Origin of the sequence: Polaribacter sp. IC073, assembly GCF_007997075.1 — a bacterium.
Taxonomy (GTDB): Bacteria; Bacteroidota; Bacteroidia; order Flavobacteriales; family Flavobacteriaceae; genus Polaribacter.
Map to the genome: position 1 here is coordinate 149234 of NZ_VORS01000007.1, position 18923 is coordinate 168156.

Annotated in this window: 10 protein-coding genes; 3 read left to right on the forward strand and 7 right to left on the reverse strand. The window is 30.4% G+C overall.

Going from position 1 to position 18923, the window contains the following annotated elements; genetic code table 11:
* Nucleotides 1–14: 14 nt before the first annotated feature.
* The 4 genes from ES045_RS11575 to ES045_RS11590 all read right to left on the reverse strand — a co-directional run bounded on the left by ES045_RS11575 (nucleotide 15) and on the right by ES045_RS11590 (nucleotide 8960).
* Nucleotides 15–1556: a RagB/SusD family nutrient uptake outer membrane protein gene (locus tag ES045_RS11575; protein WP_147116445.1), complete on the reverse strand. Its 1542-nt coding sequence runs from the start codon at nucleotides 1554–1556 to the stop codon at nucleotides 15–17.
* A gap of 11 nt (nucleotides 1557–1567) precedes the next feature.
* Nucleotides 1568–4570 (reverse strand): SusC/RagA family TonB-linked outer membrane protein, encoded by a 3003-nt coding sequence (locus ES045_RS11580; RefSeq protein WP_147116446.1) that lies wholly within the window; start codon nucleotides 4568–4570, stop codon nucleotides 1568–1570.
* A gap of 220 nt (nucleotides 4571–4790) precedes the next feature.
* Nucleotides 4791–7598, reverse strand: coding sequence for a triple tyrosine motif-containing protein (locus tag ES045_RS11585; RefSeq protein WP_147116447.1), 2808 nt, complete (start codon nucleotides 7596–7598; stop codon nucleotides 4791–4793).
* Between the two features lie 363 nt (nucleotides 7599–7961).
* On the reverse strand, nucleotides 7962–8960 hold the full coding sequence (locus ES045_RS11590) for a N(4)-(beta-N-acetylglucosaminyl)-L-asparaginase (protein ID WP_147116448.1): 999 nt from the start codon (nucleotides 8958–8960) through the stop codon (nucleotides 7962–7964).
* 405 nt (nucleotides 8961–9365) lie between these two features.
* On the opposite strand from ES045_RS11590, the gene ES045_RS11595 reads away from it, so the two are divergent.
* The 3 genes from ES045_RS11595 to ES045_RS11605 all read left to right on the forward strand — a co-directional run bounded on the left by ES045_RS11595 (nucleotide 9366) and on the right by ES045_RS11605 (nucleotide 14952).
* Complete coding sequence (locus ES045_RS11595; protein WP_147116449.1) at nucleotides 9366–11684, forward strand: beta-N-acetylhexosaminidase; 2319 nt, start codon at nucleotides 9366–9368, stop codon at nucleotides 11682–11684.
* 90 nt (nucleotides 11685–11774) lie between these two features.
* On the forward strand, nucleotides 11775–12479 hold the full coding sequence (locus ES045_RS11600) for a copper homeostasis protein CutC (protein WP_147116450.1): 705 nt from the start codon (nucleotides 11775–11777) through the stop codon (nucleotides 12477–12479).
* Nucleotides 12472–14952, forward strand: a complete 2481-nt coding sequence (locus tag ES045_RS11605) for a beta-mannosidase (protein ID WP_147116451.1) — start codon at nucleotides 12472–12474, stop codon at nucleotides 14950–14952. The genes ES045_RS11600 and ES045_RS11605 overlap by 8 nt, the downstream gene beginning before the upstream one ends.
* Here ES045_RS11605 and ES045_RS11610 read toward each other — a convergent pair.
* From ES045_RS11610 to recN, 3 genes are all read right to left on the reverse strand, one after another.
* Complete coding sequence (locus ES045_RS11610) at nucleotides 14942–15895, reverse strand: glycosyltransferase (RefSeq protein ID WP_147116452.1); 954 nt, start codon at nucleotides 15893–15895, stop codon at nucleotides 14942–14944. The genes ES045_RS11605 and ES045_RS11610 overlap by 11 nt on opposite strands.
* Before the next feature lie 75 nt (nucleotides 15896–15970).
* Nucleotides 15971–16765 carry a T9SS type A sorting domain-containing protein gene (locus ES045_RS11615; protein ID WP_147116453.1) on the reverse strand — a complete coding sequence of 265 codons (795 nt, stop codon included), beginning with the start codon at nucleotides 16763–16765 and terminating at the stop codon, nucleotides 15971–15973.
* Between the two features lie 190 nt (nucleotides 16766–16955).
* The gene (recN, locus tag ES045_RS11620; RefSeq protein ID WP_147116454.1) at nucleotides 16956–18608 is read right to left on the reverse strand and encodes a DNA repair protein RecN; all 1653 of its coding nucleotides are present in this window, start codon (nucleotides 18606–18608) and stop codon (nucleotides 16956–16958) included.
* Nucleotides 18609–18923: the final 315 nt, after the last annotated feature.

Below are 18923 nucleotides of genomic sequence, written 5' to 3' on the forward strand. Positions count from 1 at the left end.
ATATATTAATATGTTTAATTTGTATAGCCTTTATTCTGAGTCCATTTTCCTTGTGAAAATTGTATTTCTTCTATCGGAATTGGAAAGAGCTCATTTTTATTCGTTGAAAATCCAGGTATTTGAGTTCCTCGGCCGGTTCTTACCAAGTCAAAAAATTGATGTCCTTCTCCTACCAACTCTACTCTTCTCTCTTGATAAATTGCATCTGTTAGAGCTGTTCCGCCAGTAGTAATTTCATTATTTGTGTTTCCAAATGCTCTTGCTCTCACTCTATTTAAATACAATCTTGCTTTTGTATCATTAGGCGTCGATTTTCTATTGTTAGCTTCCGAAGCCATTAATAAAACATCTGCGAAACGAATTGCTCTATAGTTATTAGGATTTGTTAAATTTAAATCTCCTGCTGCATTTGCACTTCTAACTCTAGGTATGTATTTTTTATTAAAAAAACCAGTATGCTCATATCCTAAAGTATATCTAGGAAAATCATCATCGTTATTTGGATCACTGTCTGCTAATAATTCTTGTTTTCTAACTTCAACAAAAGCATCTATGTCTAATATTGCAACTTCTTTTCGGTTGTCTCCTGCTTCAAACTGATCTACCATTTCTTGAGTTGGTACATTAAAACTAAAGCCATAAGTATAAGGCTCATGTTCTCCAGAAGTAAAACGTACTCCTTGAAAACCAACAGCGACATTTCCTTCACTACACTGTAAACAATCGAAACTTGCGCCTTCTACATCTGTGTATTGCACTTCGAAAACTGCCCCAACACCATTCTCTCCTGCAGCTTCGAAAATTTTATTGTAATCTGTTTCTAACATATAAGGCCCTTTTGTAATTACATCTTCTAAAACTGCTGCTGCTTCTGTAAATTTATCTTGATATAAATACACTTTACCTAACAAAGCTTCTGCAGATCCTTTTGTAGCTCGACCAACTTGCGGAGTTGTATACGATAAATTAGAAACTGCATATTTTAAATCTGCCTCTATGAATGCATATACTTCTGCTTTGGGAGATCTTGGAATTGTTTTCTCATCACCAACACCAAAACGACCTTCTGCCTTAATAGGAATTGCACCAAACCATTTTACCAATTCAAAATTGTAATATGCTCTTAAAAAACGCGCTTCACCAATGATAATTTCTTTACCAATAAAATCTGTTTTATCTTGAAACTCTATAATGTAAGCGGCTCTATTTACACCACCAAACATCAAACTCCAAAGGCTTTGTAATTCTGAATTTACAGGACTGTGAATCATGTCATCAACTTGCTGATAACCCGGAACATTTGTTGCCGTTTCACCACCACATAATGTGTTATTAGAAGCTATTTCTCCCATTAATACATTAATATATGTAGATTGTAAAGGATCATAAGCTGCTACTAATGCACTGTAATAATCTGCTTCTGAATTAAAAAAGGATTCAGAATCTTCTGCATACACCTTTGTATTGTCTAAATAATCATCTGAACAACCGTTTACAATAAATAAACTTGCAATGATGATAATACTTGTTGCTATATTTTTTGTTCTATTTTTCATTACTTGCTTTTTTAAAATTCTACGTTTAATCCTAAAATAAATTGCTTTGCAGAAGGATAGTTTCCTGAATCGATACCCGCTCCTATTGCGCCTCCGTTAATTGTTGGGTCATAACCCGAATAATCTGTTAGCGTGAATAGATTGTTAACACTTGTGTATATTCTTAACTTTGCAACACCAACTTTTTCTAAAGTACTTACATCAAAATTGTAACCAACTTGTACGTTTTGTAACCTTAAGAAAGAACCATCTTCTACAAAGAAGTCTGAAAATAATTTATTATTAGTTGCTTCATTTGTTAACCTAGGAATAGAGTTGCTTGTTCCTTCACCAGTCCATCTGCCTAAATAATAATTAGGCTTATTTGAATTTGGTAGAAAACGTTCATAATTTCTAACAATCTCTTTTCCTAATTCTGAATATAAATACATGCTAAAGTCCCATTTTTTATATTTTCCAGACACATTGAATCCCATGAAAAAATCTGCTTGAGGTTTACCAATATTTGTTCTATCGTTAAAATCGATAACCCCGTCTTTATTCATATCTTTATATCTAATATCTCCCGGCGAGGTAACAGTTGCACCCAAACCATTTTGAGAAGGATGTGCGTTTACTTCTGCTTGGTTTTGAAAAACACCATCAGTTTGCAATCCATAGAAATAACCAATTGACTGTCCTACTTCCATTCTAGAAGGCGCCAAATTACCAATGGCAAAAGAACCTCCTTCAATAAAGGCACCACCAGTTACTTCTGTAACTTTATTTTTTACATACGTTACATTGTATGCAAAATTTAAAGATGTATTTTCTGTATCTAATGCTTTATAATTGATTGCGAATTCACCACCAGTATTTTTAGAGGTTCCTGCGTTAACTGTTGGATTTCCTCCTCCAGGAGCAGATGTTCCTAAAATACCAGATACTGGAAAATTCTCTATTAATAAGTTTTTTCTACTTTCTTCAAAGTAATCTACAACGATAGAAACTTTATCATTAAATAGGTTTAAGTCTAAACCAATATCTAATTTTTCTGCAGTTTCCCATTGTGCCTGCGGATTCGGAATTCTTCCTTGCGCTGTTCCATCGACCAAAGCTCCGTCTAAGACATACGTTCCTTCTCCACTTAAAAAAGATCTATTTAAATTGTTACCAACTAAGTTTCCTAAAGTACCAAAACTTGCTCTTAATTTTAAGAAATTAATTGTTTTGCTATCTTTTAAGAAGTTTTCATCAGAAATTTTCCAACCTGTTGTTGCAGACCAAAAATAATCTGCTCTTAAATCCTTATCAAAAACCGATGCAGCATCTCTTCTTACTAATCCAGAAAATAAATATTTTCCTTTATAATCATATTGTAATCTAGAGAAGTAAGAAATTAATCTTAAATCATTAAAACCAGAATTTAAATTTCTTTGTTCGTTTTGTGGATCTGTTAAACTTAGATCTGCAAAATCATAAGAATTATTTGGCACGTTGATACCGGTTGCATAAATACCATCAAACAAATCGTTTTGAACACTTGTACCTAACGTAAAAGTAGTGTTATGATCTTTCGCAAACGTTTTTTCATAGTTTGCAAATGTTTCCCAAACAACTCTTGTAGATGTTTGTTTATATTGATATACCGAACTCTGTGTCGTGTTAAAAACTTTACTTGCTCCGTAATTTTGTATCGGCGTAAAAGAACGCCCTTTATCATTAAAAATCTTGTAACCAACTCTAGAAGTAATTGTTAAATCTTCTATTGGGGTATATGCTAATTTAAAATTCCCTTCAATACCGCTACCATTATAACTCCCAAAAGTATTTCTTAATTGACTTAAAGGATTAATTATTTCTATTCCTAAAAAATTGTTAGTATCATCTTCATCTATTGCAAATGTTGGCGCATAATTTAGCCCATTAAACAGCACTGAACCAGCAAAACCTTCTGAAGCTGTAGTAAAATAATTAGCTATTACAGAAAAGTTTAATTTTTCAGAAATATCAATTCCTAAATTTAATTTGATATTATTTCTAACAAAATTCGAATTTTCTTTTGCAATAATACCATCTTGCTCGGTTCTAGAAGCACTTATAAAGTACCTAGAATTTTCTCCACCTCCAGAAACACTTATATTGTGATTCATTAATAAAGCGTCATTAAATAATTCTTCTTGAAAATCTGACCCAAAGCCTAATTGCCCAATATTACCAAACGGTAACGATTGTCCGCTAGCTGCATACGCTTCATTTAAAACCAATGCGTACTCCGTAGCATTTAAGTAATCTAATTTACGACTGGTTTGCTGAATAGCAGCGTAGGTATCATACTTTACTGTTGGTGCTTTGTTCTTTTTACCAATTTTTGTCGTTACCAAAACAACCCCATTTGCACCTTTAATACCGTAAATGGCAGCCTGCGCATCTTTTAAAACCGTAATAGATTCTATATCGTTCGGGTTGATACTATTTAAATCACCTTCATAACCATCTACAATAGTTAGCGGTTGATTGTTGGTATTCGAACTTACACCACGTATTAAAATGTTCACTTTAGCACCAGGAGCACCAGAAGATAAATTCACAGCAACACCAGAAGTTGTTCCTTGTAATGCTGTGGTTGCATCTATTGGCTTCAGAGCCTCTAGTGTTTCTTCACCAACTAAAGACACAGAACCTGTAACATCTTTACGTTTCTGTTTTCCGTAACCAACAACTATAATTTCATCTAAAGCTTCTGTTGCAATTTCTAAGGAAACATTTAAAGTTGCATTTAAAACGGCAACCTCTTTTTGTTTATACCCCAAATATCTAAAAACTAAAATATCTCCAGCATTTACATTCATTAAGTTATAAACACCATCAAAATCTGACTCTGTTCCCTTAACAGTTCCTTTAATAACAACACTAACCCCAGGAAGTACACTTCCGGAAACAGCTTCTTTAACAACTCCTTTGACATTAATAGTTTGAGCAGTCGCACAAAAACCTATTAAAATAAAGAATAATAATGTGATTTGTTTTCTCATGAATAAAGAGTTTTAATTTTTTTATAAATTTAACCTTAAATAATTGTTAAATCAATAAAAAACACCTCAACAAAAAACATACATGATAAAAAAAAGCTGATAATTACGGTAATTTCCTATTGATATAACACTTCTTCGTTAAAGAAAAAAAAAGAAAAAAAAAGAAAAAAAAATTACTTGTTGTGGTTATGTATGGGTAGTATATACATATGATGTGCTGTTATATTTCTAAAATATAATTTGTTAAGTTCGCGTTATGATCTAAATCCATTTTTTTTCTCAATCGATACCTTTTTACTTCAACACTTCTAGGTGAGATATTTAAAAGCGGAGCGATTTCTTTAGAAGACAGATTTAGACGCAAGTAAGCACACAATCTAAGGTCATTTGGAGTTAAACTTGGGTGTTTATCTTTCACCTTATCTAAGAACTTTTTATCTGCATTGTTAAATGCTTCTTGAAACATTTTCCAATCGTCTGTATTGTTCAAGTTTTTATCAATAACCTTAACAACATTAGAAATATTCTTTTCTTTACCTTCTAAAAGCTCCTTTTTTATGGTACTTAAAAACTCATTCTTTTTAATAATACTCATTGTTGAGGTTGCTAACTCTCTATTTTTACTGGCAATATCATTTCTTAGTTTGTCATTATTCAATTTTATAATCTTCTGGGAACTTTCTAATTCTTTTAATTCCAATTCTTGTTGAGCTCTCAATAAAAGTTTCTTCTGCTTATTATTATAGTACTTTTTTGAAAGGAAATACCAAGTAAATATTAGCAATAATAAAACGAAAGTGTAAAACAAAACGGCAAGGTTAGATAAAAACCATGGTTTTTCTACTCTAAATTTAAACTCAGAAAGATTGTTGGTTAAAATTCCAGAGACTAAAGCTCTTACTCTAAAGTTATAGTTTCCAAAAGGTAAATTTTCGAATAAAATTGAATTGGATTTACTAAAATCACTCCATTTACTATTATAACCAGCAAGTTTGTATTGGTACATGATGTTAGATGTTTCATCAAATTTTGGTACGCTATAGAAAAATGCTACACTATTTTCTTTATTTCTAAAATTTGCTTCTTTATTTAAATTGATGTTTTTTGAAGGTTGATCTAATTCATAATTTAAAATTTGAGTAATATTTATTTCGAAATTTTTAGGAATACCTATTTTATTTAAATCTACAATTAGATACCCATTTATTGTTCCTAAAAGATATTTTTCATTCTCTAAATGAATAATGTTCTCAAAACCAGAAGCTCCTTTAAATAATGATTTTTTAATAGGAATGGTTTCTATAGTTGGAGTATTACTTAGTTTCCCTGGTGTTAAAAAGCGAAGTCCCTCACTTGTAAAAGACCATAGTTTATTAGCCTTTTCATCTGAAATTAGTTTTGCTGATACAAATGTGTTTTCAGAAATCAACCTGCTATAAACACTATCTAAACCAAAAGTATTTTTCTCGAAATTATATTTATAAACCCCTTTTTTAGAAGCATAAAAGACGTCTTCCTTATATTTTAAAAGACTCGAATGAATTCCTTTTTGCACAGAAGTATCTTTTTCAATTTTTACTATGGAAGAATAAGAATCGTTTATTTTTAACTTAAAAACACCTTTATATTCATGGTTTACAAATATTCTATCGTTTTCTAAAATGATAAAATATCTACTAGAGTTCTTAAATCCTTTTATTTTATTCCGTAAACGCCATGTCTTATTTTCTTTTTCTAAAACATACAAACCATCATAAGTACCTTGAATAATTAAATTCTTATCTAATTTCTTAAAACCCCAACTTCCTTGAAGATTGAAAATTAAATCTGCCTCATTATTCTTTATAATAAAAGTACCAGAATCATGACCACAAAATAAAGTACCATCAATAACTTCTAAACTCCATACTTGGCCTTGTGTTTTTTTAATAAATGTAAAACCACTCTTAGCATCGTGTTTTTTAAAAAACAAACCTTGATTGGTTCCTAAATAAAGATTTCCATTATAAATAGTCGATGTGTAAATTGTTCCTAAGAAATCTTCTTGATTTACAAATATTTTAAGAGGAGATGTAAAATTAACAAGGTTAATTCCGTTATCTAAACCAAGCCAAATATTCTTATCAAGATCTTCAAAAACAGATAATACCGTATTATTACTTAACCCAAAATTCTGATTTATCTGATAATCAATATCTCCTGTACTTGTTAAATAAATAACACCATCAGAAATTGTTCCCAAAACCATAGCATCATCACTAAGTATTTCGGCACTATATATGGTTTTATTTTCTAAGTAGCTATTAGCAGAAATTTTCCATTTCTTAAGTTTGTCATCTTCAAAAAAGTAAAATCCAGAATTCTGAGTTAAAAAAAATAGCTTATCGTCTTTATAAAAGATAGCTGTAAGCCTCTTGTTTTTTAGAACTTCGTGGTTAGAAACTAATAATGATGCTCCGTTTTCTATTTTAAACAATCCGTTTTCTAGATCTTGAAAATAAACAACATCGTTTACTTTAGATACCTTCGTAAGCACATTAGTGCCTTCTATAATTTTTAAAGAATCATTTTTTAAATTATATAAATAAATTCTTTGAAGAGATTTAAATAAAACCCAACCATCTAATTCTATAATTTCCCAAATCTGTTCATCTTCAAACATTTTAATTCCTTTCTTTTCTACAATAGAATTAAATTCTAAAAAACCAAAATCATTTTTTTCCCAAAAACCAAAATCCCTAAAAAAACCAGTAAAAATGGTATTATTAATACATTTTACCGATCGCATTATCGTTTCATTTGGCGTTGGATACAAATGCCATTTCGCACCATTATATTCTAACAAACCTTTATTGTTTGCTACATAAATATATTTATTAGTTGCCTGAGAAATAGACCAATTTTGATTTCCTCCTCTATAATCTTCAGTAGTAAAAACTTTTATTGGAGGTAATTCTTGACCGTAAAAATTCAGGGAGCTAAGTAAAATTGTAACTAATAAAGTTATTGTATGTATCTTTTTTTTCATTGGAGAATTTTGTTTGGTATTGAGATATTACAAACATATAATAATGAGTAATTTACATAATAAATAATAATAAATGTATTGTTTTTATAAATTAAATTTAAAGATGTTATGATTGCTAAAGTCTTTTTTCACTCCTCATAATATGTAAGTTTTAAAAACTTAGACATCACTGAAGTTTAAGTTCCAGACTAGGAGTAAATAAACAATTGGAATATATTTCCTAAATTAAAAAAACTAAAAACCCGAAACAATTAAGTTTCGGGTTTTTAGTTTTCATCAAACAGTACAATTTCTATTTTGTATTGTTCGAAATAATTTTAGAAAAATATTTCAAATTAATTAAATATAATCTCTTGTTTTGGTTTACGCTTTTTTAATATAAGACCCAGATTCTATATAGGTTTGCTTTCCTTTTTGATATTTGCTAATTCCAAAACCATCATGAATACAGAAACACCCATATTCTCCTTTTTTATTGATGGCTACATAACCTACCTGAAAATTATTGTAATTAGGATTCGATTTTACAATTCTCTTAACACCTTCTTCACATGCTTCTTGCGGTGTTCTACCTTGGCGCATTAATTCTACAATTAAATAACTTCCAACGGTTTTTAATACTTCTTCTCCCATTCCGGTTGCAGTGGCGCCGCCAATTTCATTGTCTATAAATAATCCTGAACCTATAATTGCAGAGTCTCCTACTCTTCCTGCCATTTTATAAGCCATTCCGCTTGTAGTACAACCACCAGAAATATCTCCATTTTTATCAATGGCTAACATTCCAATAGTATCGTGATTTTCTATATTGATAATCGGTTTGTATTCCGCTTTTACTTTCCATTTTTCCCAAGCTTTTTTAGAAGCTTCCGTCAACAAATTTTCTCTTTTAAATCCTTGCTCAACAGCAAATTGTTCAGCACCTTTTCCTGCCAATAATACATGTGGGGTTTCTTCCATTACCTTACGTGCCACAGAAATAGGGTGCGCAATGTTTTCCATACAAACTACGGCACCATAACCTCCGTTTTTGTTCATAATACAAGCATCTAGCGTTACATTACCATCTCTATCTGGCGCTCCACCGTTCCCAACTGTTGTGTTTTTTAAGTCAGCTTCCTCTGTTCTACAACCCGCTACAATCGCATCAATAGACTCGCCACCTTTTTCTAATACTTCCCACGCAGCTGTTGTTGCATTATGAAAACGCCAAGTTGCCACAACAATAGGAATTATAACTTCTCCACTTACTACTGCTTTATTTTCTTTTTTTTCTTCTGTTACACAAGATGCAATTGCTGGCACAACCGCCAAAGCCAAACTAGATACCGATGCCTTTTTTAAAAAATTTCGTCTTTTCATAATTACTTAATTCTAATTTCAGTTATAAACAACCATCTTCTTACATCGTGGTTATGATCTAAATTAATTATAGAAATTATTATTTGTTAAGATAAAATAACTTCTATGCATTTCTAATTTCCTATAAAATTATAAAACGTCATTTTTCTAACTTTATAACGCTCTATTTTTATTGATCGCTAGATTGTAAGCTCTCAAATAAATGAGTTTAAACTTTTTGCTACAAAAACAAATGTATATAATAAATTAAGTATTTATATTTTTTACTCAAAAAACATTGCTTTTAACTTTACGGAATTTAAAAAAAACAACTAAAAAGAACATTATTAAACACATTATCATCAGTTGGAAAATTATATTTTTTTAGCTAGATTAGCAAGGTAACGATAATCAATCAATTATAAAATGGGCATTTTTAGACGAACAACACAAACTTTAATATACACAACTTTAGTTTTACTGCTAACAGCATGTTTTAAGGATAATAAAACTCCGGTTACTCCTTCAATAATTCCAATTCCATCAGAACAAATTATAACAAAAGGAGTTTTTTTACTAAATAGTGATACAAAACTATCTTTTGATGAAGAATTAAAAGAGGTATCAAATCTTTTTAAAAGTTATATTGAAGGTGGTAATAAAATAAAACTAAACAGCACTTCTAAAAATACGATTCATTTTAAAATTGATGCTTCAATAACGAATATCGAGGGGTATCATTTAAAAATAACACCAGAAGAAATTTTAATTTCTGCAAAGTCACAAAAGGGTGCTTTTTATGCTTTTCAGTCATTAACACAACTGTTACCTATAGATACTGAAAACGCTAACAGAAGTGAAATTGCAATTCAGTGTTTAGAAATTAAAGATGCGCCTCAATTTAAATATCGCGGAATGCACTTAGATGTTGGCCGCCATTTTTTCTCTGTAGATTTCATTAAAAAATTCATCAATATTATGTCGATGTTAAAAATGAATACATTTCATTGGCATCTTACTGAAGACCAAGGTTGGCGAATTGAAATTAAAAAATACCCGAAACTTCAAGAGATTGCTGCTTTCAGAAATGAAACTTTAGTTGGTCATTACTCAGAGCAACCTCATAAATATGATGGTGAAAAATACGGTGGGTTTTATACACAAGAACAAATAAAAGAGGTGGTAAAATATGCTTCGGAAAGACAAATAACCATAATTCCAGAAATTGAAATGCCAGGTCATGCGCAAGCTGCAATTAGTGCTTACCCTGCATTAGGTTGCACTGGCGAACAAGTTGAAGTTGCTACAAAATGGGGTGTTTTCGATGATATTTACTGTCCGACAGAAACAACTTTTAAGTTTTTAGAAGATGTAATCGACGAAGTAATAACATTATTTCCTGGAAAATACATTCATATTGGTGGAGATGAAGCTCCAAAGACAAGATGGAAAGAATGCAATCACTGTCAGAAATTAATTAAAAAAGAAGGTTTAAAAGACGAGCATGAATTGCAGAGTTACTTTATCACTAGAATGGAGAAATACATCAATTCTAAAGGAAAGCAAATTATTGGTTGGGATGAAATTTTAGAAGGTGGTTTGGCTCCAAATGCAACAGTAATGTCTTGGCGAGGAACAAGTGGCGCTGTAGAAGCTGCAAAGCAAAAACACAATGTAATTTTAACTCCGAATACTTACTGTTATTTTGATCATTATCAAGCAACCAATGAGAATGAACCTCTTGCCATTGGGGGCTTTCTTCCATTAGAAAAAGTATATAGTTTTAACCCTATTCCAGAGGAATTAACCAAAGAAGAAAGTAAATACGTGTTGGGTGCACAAGGGAATATATGGACAGAGTACATGCAAACTTCTGACAAAGTTGAATATATGGCTTTCCCTAGAATGGTGGCTTTAAGTGAGGTTGTTTGGAGTTCTGCTGAAAACAAAAACTATGAAGATTTTAAAAAACGTTTAATTTATTTTCAAAAAACACTAGATAAGTTAGACGTAAATTATGCCAATCATTTATATGAAATTAGCGGTAATGTTACTTATAAAAATGATGAATTGTTGTATACTTTAGAGGCTTCATCTAACGATCAAAATATTAGGTTTACTACAGACGGAACGAATCCTACATTAATATCTAAAATATACACGCAGCCAATTTTAATTGAAAAAAATACCGTTATAAAAGCAGCTAGTTTTAATGAAAAAAAAATTATAAGTCATGTTTTTTCACAAACAATTAAGAGCCACAAAGCTACTGGAAAGAAGATTTCTTTAAATGTAAAACCTAATGAAGCGTATAATGCAGGAGGTATTAAAGCTTTAATTAATGGTGTTTCTGGAAGCGATGAACGTTATGGAGATAAAGAATGGTTGGGGTTTAATGGCGATGATGTTGAAATAACAATAGAGTTTGATAACCCTACCGAAATCAACTCAATTGCTACACGTTTTTACAACGGAAACGGACAATGGATTTATGCTCCTAAAGATTTTAATTTACAATTAAAGTTAGAAGACGGAAAGACAATTATATCAAAAAGTAAAATCGAAAATAGAGACTCTTTATTAGTTAATTTCAATTTAGATGTGTCTCAATTTTATCCAAAAGGGGAAAGAATAAAATCTACATCTATCAAAATTACAATTCCAAATTACGGAATAATACCAAAAGGAAAACAAGGCAGCAGTAACAAAGCTTGGACATTTATTGATGAGATTATTATAAAATAACTTTGGCAATCCTACGCACACAGGAATGAATTTTTAGAGAAAATAAATATTAATAATAAAATTCTTTCCTTCATAATAACCACATAAAGCATGAAATTAGAAATTTGCGCAAACTCATACCAATCTGTAATAAATGCTGAAATGGGACAAGCAGATAGAATTGAACTCTGTTCTGAACTTTCTGTTGGAGGAATTACACCTTCTTACGGACTCTTAAAAAAAGTTTCTGAAGAAATCACGATTCCTGTTCATGTACTAATTAGACCGAGAAGTGGCAATTTTTATTACACAGAAGATGAATTTCAATTGATGAAAAGCAACATTAAACTCTGTAAAGAACTAGGTTTTAATGGCATTGTTTCTGGTGTTTTAAATACCGATAATTCTATTGAAATGGATAGAACGAGTGAACTAATAGCACTTGCAAAACCATTGTCTTTTACCTTTCACAGAGCTTTTGATTGTGTATCAAATCCTAAAAAAGCCTTAGAAAAATTAATAGACTTAAAGGTTGATCGAATTCTAACTTCTGGCTTACAAGCAAAAGCCGAAAACGGAATTATGCTACTTAAAGAATTACAAAAAATTGCAAAAGACAGTTTAATTATACTTCCAGGAAGTGGTATTCATGTAAAAAATGCACACCTTTTTAAAGATGCCGGTTTTAAAGAAATTCACACTTCTGCTTCAAAAATTAGTAGTGAAGAAAAAAGTATTTTCTTCGGAAACAATCCGCAAACGGTATCAGATACTAAAACAATCAAAGAAATTTTAAAAGTGATTATAAATGCGTAATATTTTTTTTTACTTATCAATTCTTTTTTTATTCGGATGTAATACGTTAGAAAAAGAAGTGCCTCTAAAAATAACCTTAAATGATAATTGGCAGTTTAAAGGTATTGATACTTTAGAATGGAAAACCGCTGTTGTACCTGGAAATATTTTTACAGATTTATTAGATCACAAGATTATTGAAGATCCTTTTATAAAAAACAATGAAGAGAAGGTACAATGGGTTTCTGACAAGAGTTGGGAATACAAGACAACTTTTAAACTATCTGATGAAGTTTTAAAAAAGAAAAACATAGTACTAAACTTTAATGGTTTGGACACCTATGCTAAAATTTATATCAACGGAAAACATCAATTAAACACCGATAATGCTTTTAATAAGTATGCAATATCATTAAAAGAGATTCCAATAAATACGACAAATGAACTAAAAATTATTTTTGAAAAAACAAGTGTTTTCGAAAATTCTGCAAAATTAAACTCCAAATATAATTTACCTGAAGATAAACGAATATACACTAGAAAAGCACAGTTTCAATACGGTTGGGATTGGGGACCAAAACTAAACACTGCTGGTATTTGGAAAGGTATTTATATTAATGCTTGGGATGATTTAAAATTTGACGACATCTTTATCAAACAGAAAAAAATCACTGAGAAAAAAGCACTGTTATCTGTTGAAATTATAATTGAAAGTGCATCTGACAGGGATGTAAACCTTTTTACGAAAATTAATAGAGAAATCATATCATCAAATATTTCTTTAAAAAAAGGAAAACATACCTACAAAATCCCTATAGAAATTTCAAATCCTAAATTGTGGTGGACACATAATCTGGGAGATCCTTATTTATATCATTTCAAATTTCAGCTAATTGCTGATGGTCAAATAAAAGATGAGAAATATATCAAAAAAGGACTAAGAACCATCAAATTAGTTACAGAAAAAGACAGTATTGGAGAATCTTTTTATTTTGAATTGAACGGTAAACCTGTGTATGCAAAAGGTGCAAATTACATTCCGCAAAATAGTTTTCAAAATAAAGTAACCGATACACATTATGAAAAATTGCTAACCGATGTTGTAAAATCGAACATGAATATGTTGCGTGTTTGGGGCGGAGGAATCTATGAAACTGACCAATTTTACGATTTATGTGATGAAAAAGGAATTTTAATTTGGCAAGATTTTATGTTTGCTTGTGCAATGTATCCTGGCGACATTGAGTTTTTAAAAAATGTACAGAAAGAAGCAGAACAACAAGTAAAACGTTTAAGAAATCATGCTTCAATTGCTTTGTGGTGTGGCAATAATGAGAATTCTGAAGGATGGAAACTTTGGGGCTGGCAGAGAAATAGAAGCGAAAAAGAGAAACAAGAAATTTGGAAAGATTATTTGGTGGTTTTTGATACTATTTTACCTAATACCGTTTCTAAGTTTAGCGATACTAACTATTGGGAAACTTCCCCAAAATACGGACGAGGAAATAAAAAATACCAAACAGAAGGTGATGCGCATGATTGGTGGGTTTGGCACAATGCTGCACCTTTTGAATATTTTGAAGAAAGAGTTCCGAGGTTTATGAGCGAATTTGGATTTCAATCTTTTCCTAGTTATGAAACGTTAAAATATATCAATCAAAATAATAGTATCAATCTAAAAACGAATGCTGTAAAGTCGCATCAAAAACACGATAGAGGTTTTCAACTGATGGAAGATTACATGAAGCGTAATTATAAAATCCCTACAAATGATGAAGATTATGTGTATGTAAGTCAGTTATTACAGGCCAAAGGAGTTGTTATGGGAATTGAAGCGCACAGAAGAGCAAAACCTACCAATATGGGAACACTCTTTTGGCAATTAAATGACTGTTGGCCAGCAATTTCTTGGTCTAGCATCGATTATTTTGGTAATTGGAAAGCATTACAGTACAAAGCAAAAAATGCTTTTGAAAACGTATTAATTTCATCAATTTTAGAAAATAGTACCGTAAAAACCTTTGTTGTAAATGATACTTTCGATAATATAAATGGAGCTTTGAAATTAAAAATAGTAGATTTTTATGGGAACGAAATTTGGTCTAATTATAAAAGTATAGAAGTTCTAAAAAATAGTAGCAAAGCATATTTTAGTTTTGAGATTGATACAATTGATAAAAAAGCTACAGTTTTAATTACTGAGTTTAAGAATGAAAAGTCTTATTTCTATTTTGCAAAACCTAAGGATTTAGAATTACCAAAAGAAGAAATAAAAAAAGAAATCTCAAAAACAAAAAATGGTTTTCTAATTACTTTAAAAAGCACAGTTATGCAAAAAGACGTATTTCTGTATACGGAAGAAAAAGGGCATTTTAATGAAAATTTTTTAGATTTAGAACCAAATGAGACAAAGACAATCTTATTTGAAACTTCTGCAAAATCATTAACCGATTTAAACATTAAAACGTTGAATACAATGAATGCTACTTACTAAAAAACTGCGATTTTAAAAAACCTAATCCATATCCTAGAAACTGCGTAAAAGATGTTAAAATGCTTAAAAAAGCAACATATCCGTTTTTATTCTGAAGCAAAGAATCTATAAATATCAATAGAAAATAAAAACCAAAGAAATAAAATAATTGTGGGTAGCCAAATAAAAAAAATAAAGAACTTATACCAAACCCAATAATTAACAAACTCGGAAACCAATACGTAACCTTAGACGTTTTCGGGTATTTTTCATTCAGAATGGGTCTTGCTGTTCCAAAACCATAAGTTTGCTTAAAAAATTGCTTTATACTGCTTCTCCGTTTATGATATACAAACGCTTTTTCTATGAGTTGTGTTTCAAATCCATTTTCCCAAAGCCTAAAAGTTAAATCGATGTCTTCACCGTTTTTCATTTTAGAGAAACCTTTTGTTTTTTCAAAAGCTCTTTTAGAAAGTCCAAGATTAAAACTTCTTGGTTGAAACTTACCAACAGCTTTCTTTTTTCCACGAATTCCACCAGTGGTTATAAAAGCAGTCATTGCATAATTTATTGCCTTTTGTAAAGAAGTAAAACTCTCATGTGCTGCATCTGGTCCACCAAAAGCATCTGTAAAGTTATTTTCTAAAGCTTTTTTAACTTCAGAGACATACTGTTTCGGTACAATTACATCAGAATCTAAAATAATAAAATAGTCTCCAGAAGCTTTTTGCATTCCGAAATTTCGACTTGCTCCTGCCCCACTATTTTCCTTAAAAAAATATTTTAAGTCAAGCTGATTTTTATATTTGTCGACAATAACTTCGCTTTTTTGAGTAGAACCATCTTCAATGATTAATACTTCAAAATCATCAGAAAAATCTTGTTTTGTAAGACTTTCTAACAACTCTTCAATTTCATTTGGTCTGTTGTAAACGGGTACTATTATGGAGAATAAAAACTTCATTAAAACAAAGGTAAATAAAAAAGCACTCAATAAATTGAGTGCTTTAGATATAATTCAATATAAATTAAAGGATGCTTATTCTTTAATAATTTTATAAGTTTCTGTTTTGTTCTTAGATGCAACTTTCAAAAGGTAAACACCTTTACTAAACTTAGAGATATCTATTTGATTTTTACTTGTATTGCTTTTAAGTATTTCTTTGCCAGCAACGTTATAAAATATAATCTCATCTACTTTAGAAGTAGTGTTAAAAGATAAAATATTTTTCACAGGATTTGGAAAAAAAGAAACACTCGCTAATTCTTCTTTATCTGCACTTAATACAGCCGTTTCTTCAATTTTAATAGCATCTAGACTTAAATTTGCTCCATCTAATCCGTTGTAATTAAAACTTAACTTTAAATTATTCTTACCTGCAAATGGCGTTAAATCTAACGTAACTTTTGTCCAAATGTAATCATTAAAAGCACCTGCATCAGCCTCAGACCATAGCACTGTTGTCGTAGTTCCATCAATAATACTAACTGTGAAGTCGTAATTATTATTTGGGGCTACAGACCAGAAATAACTCATTGCAAAAGAAAACTCTAAGCTAGGTTTAACTGCAGAAGTTAAATCTATATTAGGAGATAATAACGTTTCATTTTGTTGTGCAAGTCTTTCATCATAGGTAACTTTAGCACTATTTGTTCCAGAAGCGGCGGCTTTTGCATCTAAAGACCAAGTTTCATTAGTATTTTGGGTTGCTAGAGACCAATTTACTGGTGGGAATGTTGAGCTTTCGAAGTCTTCTGTGAAAATTTGTCCTGAAACGGATAGATTGCATAAAATCATGGCAAGAACCATGGTCATTTTTAAGGGGGTTTTCATTTTTTAGGGGTTTATGAAAATTAATACATGGTGAAAATATACTTTTTATTTTATTCTACGAACAAAAAAAGTAGATAAAATACAACTCGATTATCACTATAGACATAATATAATGATTTTTAACGCTCTATAAATAGGATCAATTATCAACATTATAAGCCAATAGTAATAAAATAAGTTCTATTCTATATTAGTTCAATAACTCTTTGGCATGCGTTAGCGCAGAATCTGAGATGTCTTTTCCACTTAGCATTTCTGCAATTTCTATAATACGTTCTTCTGTAGATAATTCCTTTAAGTTAGTTGTAGTAACTCCTTTAATCTCCTCTTTGTATACTTTGTAATGATTGCTTCCTTTTGCGGCAATTTGTGGTAAATGTGTAATTGCAATTACTTGCATATTATTACTCATTTGTTGCATAATCGCTGCTATTTTATTAGAAACTTCCCCAGAAACACCGGTATCTATTTCATCGAAAATTATGGTTGGTAATTGGGTGTTTTCAGACAATACTTTCTTTACAGATAACATAATTCTAGACAATTCTCCACCAGAAGCTACTTTTTTCAGCTCACCAAAATTACCACCTTTATTTGCTGAAAACAAGAATTCTAATTCATCTTTTCCATTAACAAAATAATTTTTAGTTGGTTTTATTATTATTGAAAAACGAGCGTTCTCCATTCCTAAATCAGTTAATAAAATTTGTAACTCTTTGGTTAATTTAGGTATTGCAGTAGTTCTTGCTTTTGTTATTTTTTCTGCAACTGAATCTAACTTTTCTGAAACTGAATCTATTTCTTTTTGTTTTTTATTGATAAACTCATCAGCAGATTCTACTGCGACCACTTTATCTGAAATTTCTTCAAAAACAACGATCAATTCTTTGTTTGAATTTACAACATGTTTCTTCTGCAAATTGTATAATAATTGTAATCTATCGTTAATTTCTTCGGCTTCATTCGGATTGAAATCTACGTTTTCATTCGCATTTTCTAATTCTGCAACAATATCATCTATTTCTATTTTTACAGAAGTAACTCTTTCTGAAATTTCTTGATATTCTTTAGAAAACGAAGAAATTTTTGTCAATCTATTTTCCAAGGTATTTAATAAATTCTGAATTCCGATTTCTTCATTAACCGTGAGCTCTAACGCTTCAGATAAATTATCTTTAATAGCTTCTATATTGTTAAGCTTCTCTAATTTTTCTTCTAAAACTTCTTGCTCATCAGCAATAATTTTAGCCTCTTCTAATTCCTTAAAAAGGTGCAAATTGTACTCGTATTGCTGATTGGATTCTTTTTGTTGAGCCTCTAGTTTTGATAGTTCTTTTCTTAATTTATTTAATTGAACAAAACCTCTTTTGTAAGAGTCTATTCTAGCTGCGTTTTTAGCCAAAGCATCTAAAATTGTAAACTGAAAATTGTTATCAGACAGTTTCATCGTTTGATGTTGTGAGTGCACATCAATCAGTTTTGTTCTTAGTTCGTTTAAAACCGATAACGTAACTGGTGTGTCATTTACAAAAGCTCTCGATTTACCAGACGGAAGAATCTCTCTTCTAATAATTGTTTCTGCTTCATAGTCTAAATCTACAGAATTAAAAAAATCTTGCAAATTGTAATTAGAAATCGCAACTTTTGCCTCTACAACGCATTTTGTAGTGGTATCTTTTAATGAAGACAAATCTGCTCGATTTCCTAAAACCAAACCTAATGCACCTAACAAAATAGATTTTCCCGCCCCCGTTTCTCCAGTAATAATGGACAAACCAGAAGAAAAATCGATACTTAAATGATTGATTAATGCGTAATTATTTATAGATAATTGTGTAAGCAAATTGACTAATTTTTAGAATATAAAATTAGTGAAAATTTAGTTATTATTAAACGAACTCTTTCCAAAAATCACCACAAAGATTTAATGATTTAAAATTGGTATTATTGATCTGTTTTTTGCTTTAATTAAAATGAAAAATTCAAACCAATAGTAAATTGTCTTGGGCGTAAAGAAAATCTAGGTTCGGAAACAAAGTTTGTATTGCTCTGAATAATTGGGAAAATTTTTCATTAAAAACATTGCTAAATGTAGCTCTTACAAGTATTTTTTTTAGGAAGTTGTAATAAAAACCTGTATTAAAAAAAGTATTCTTAT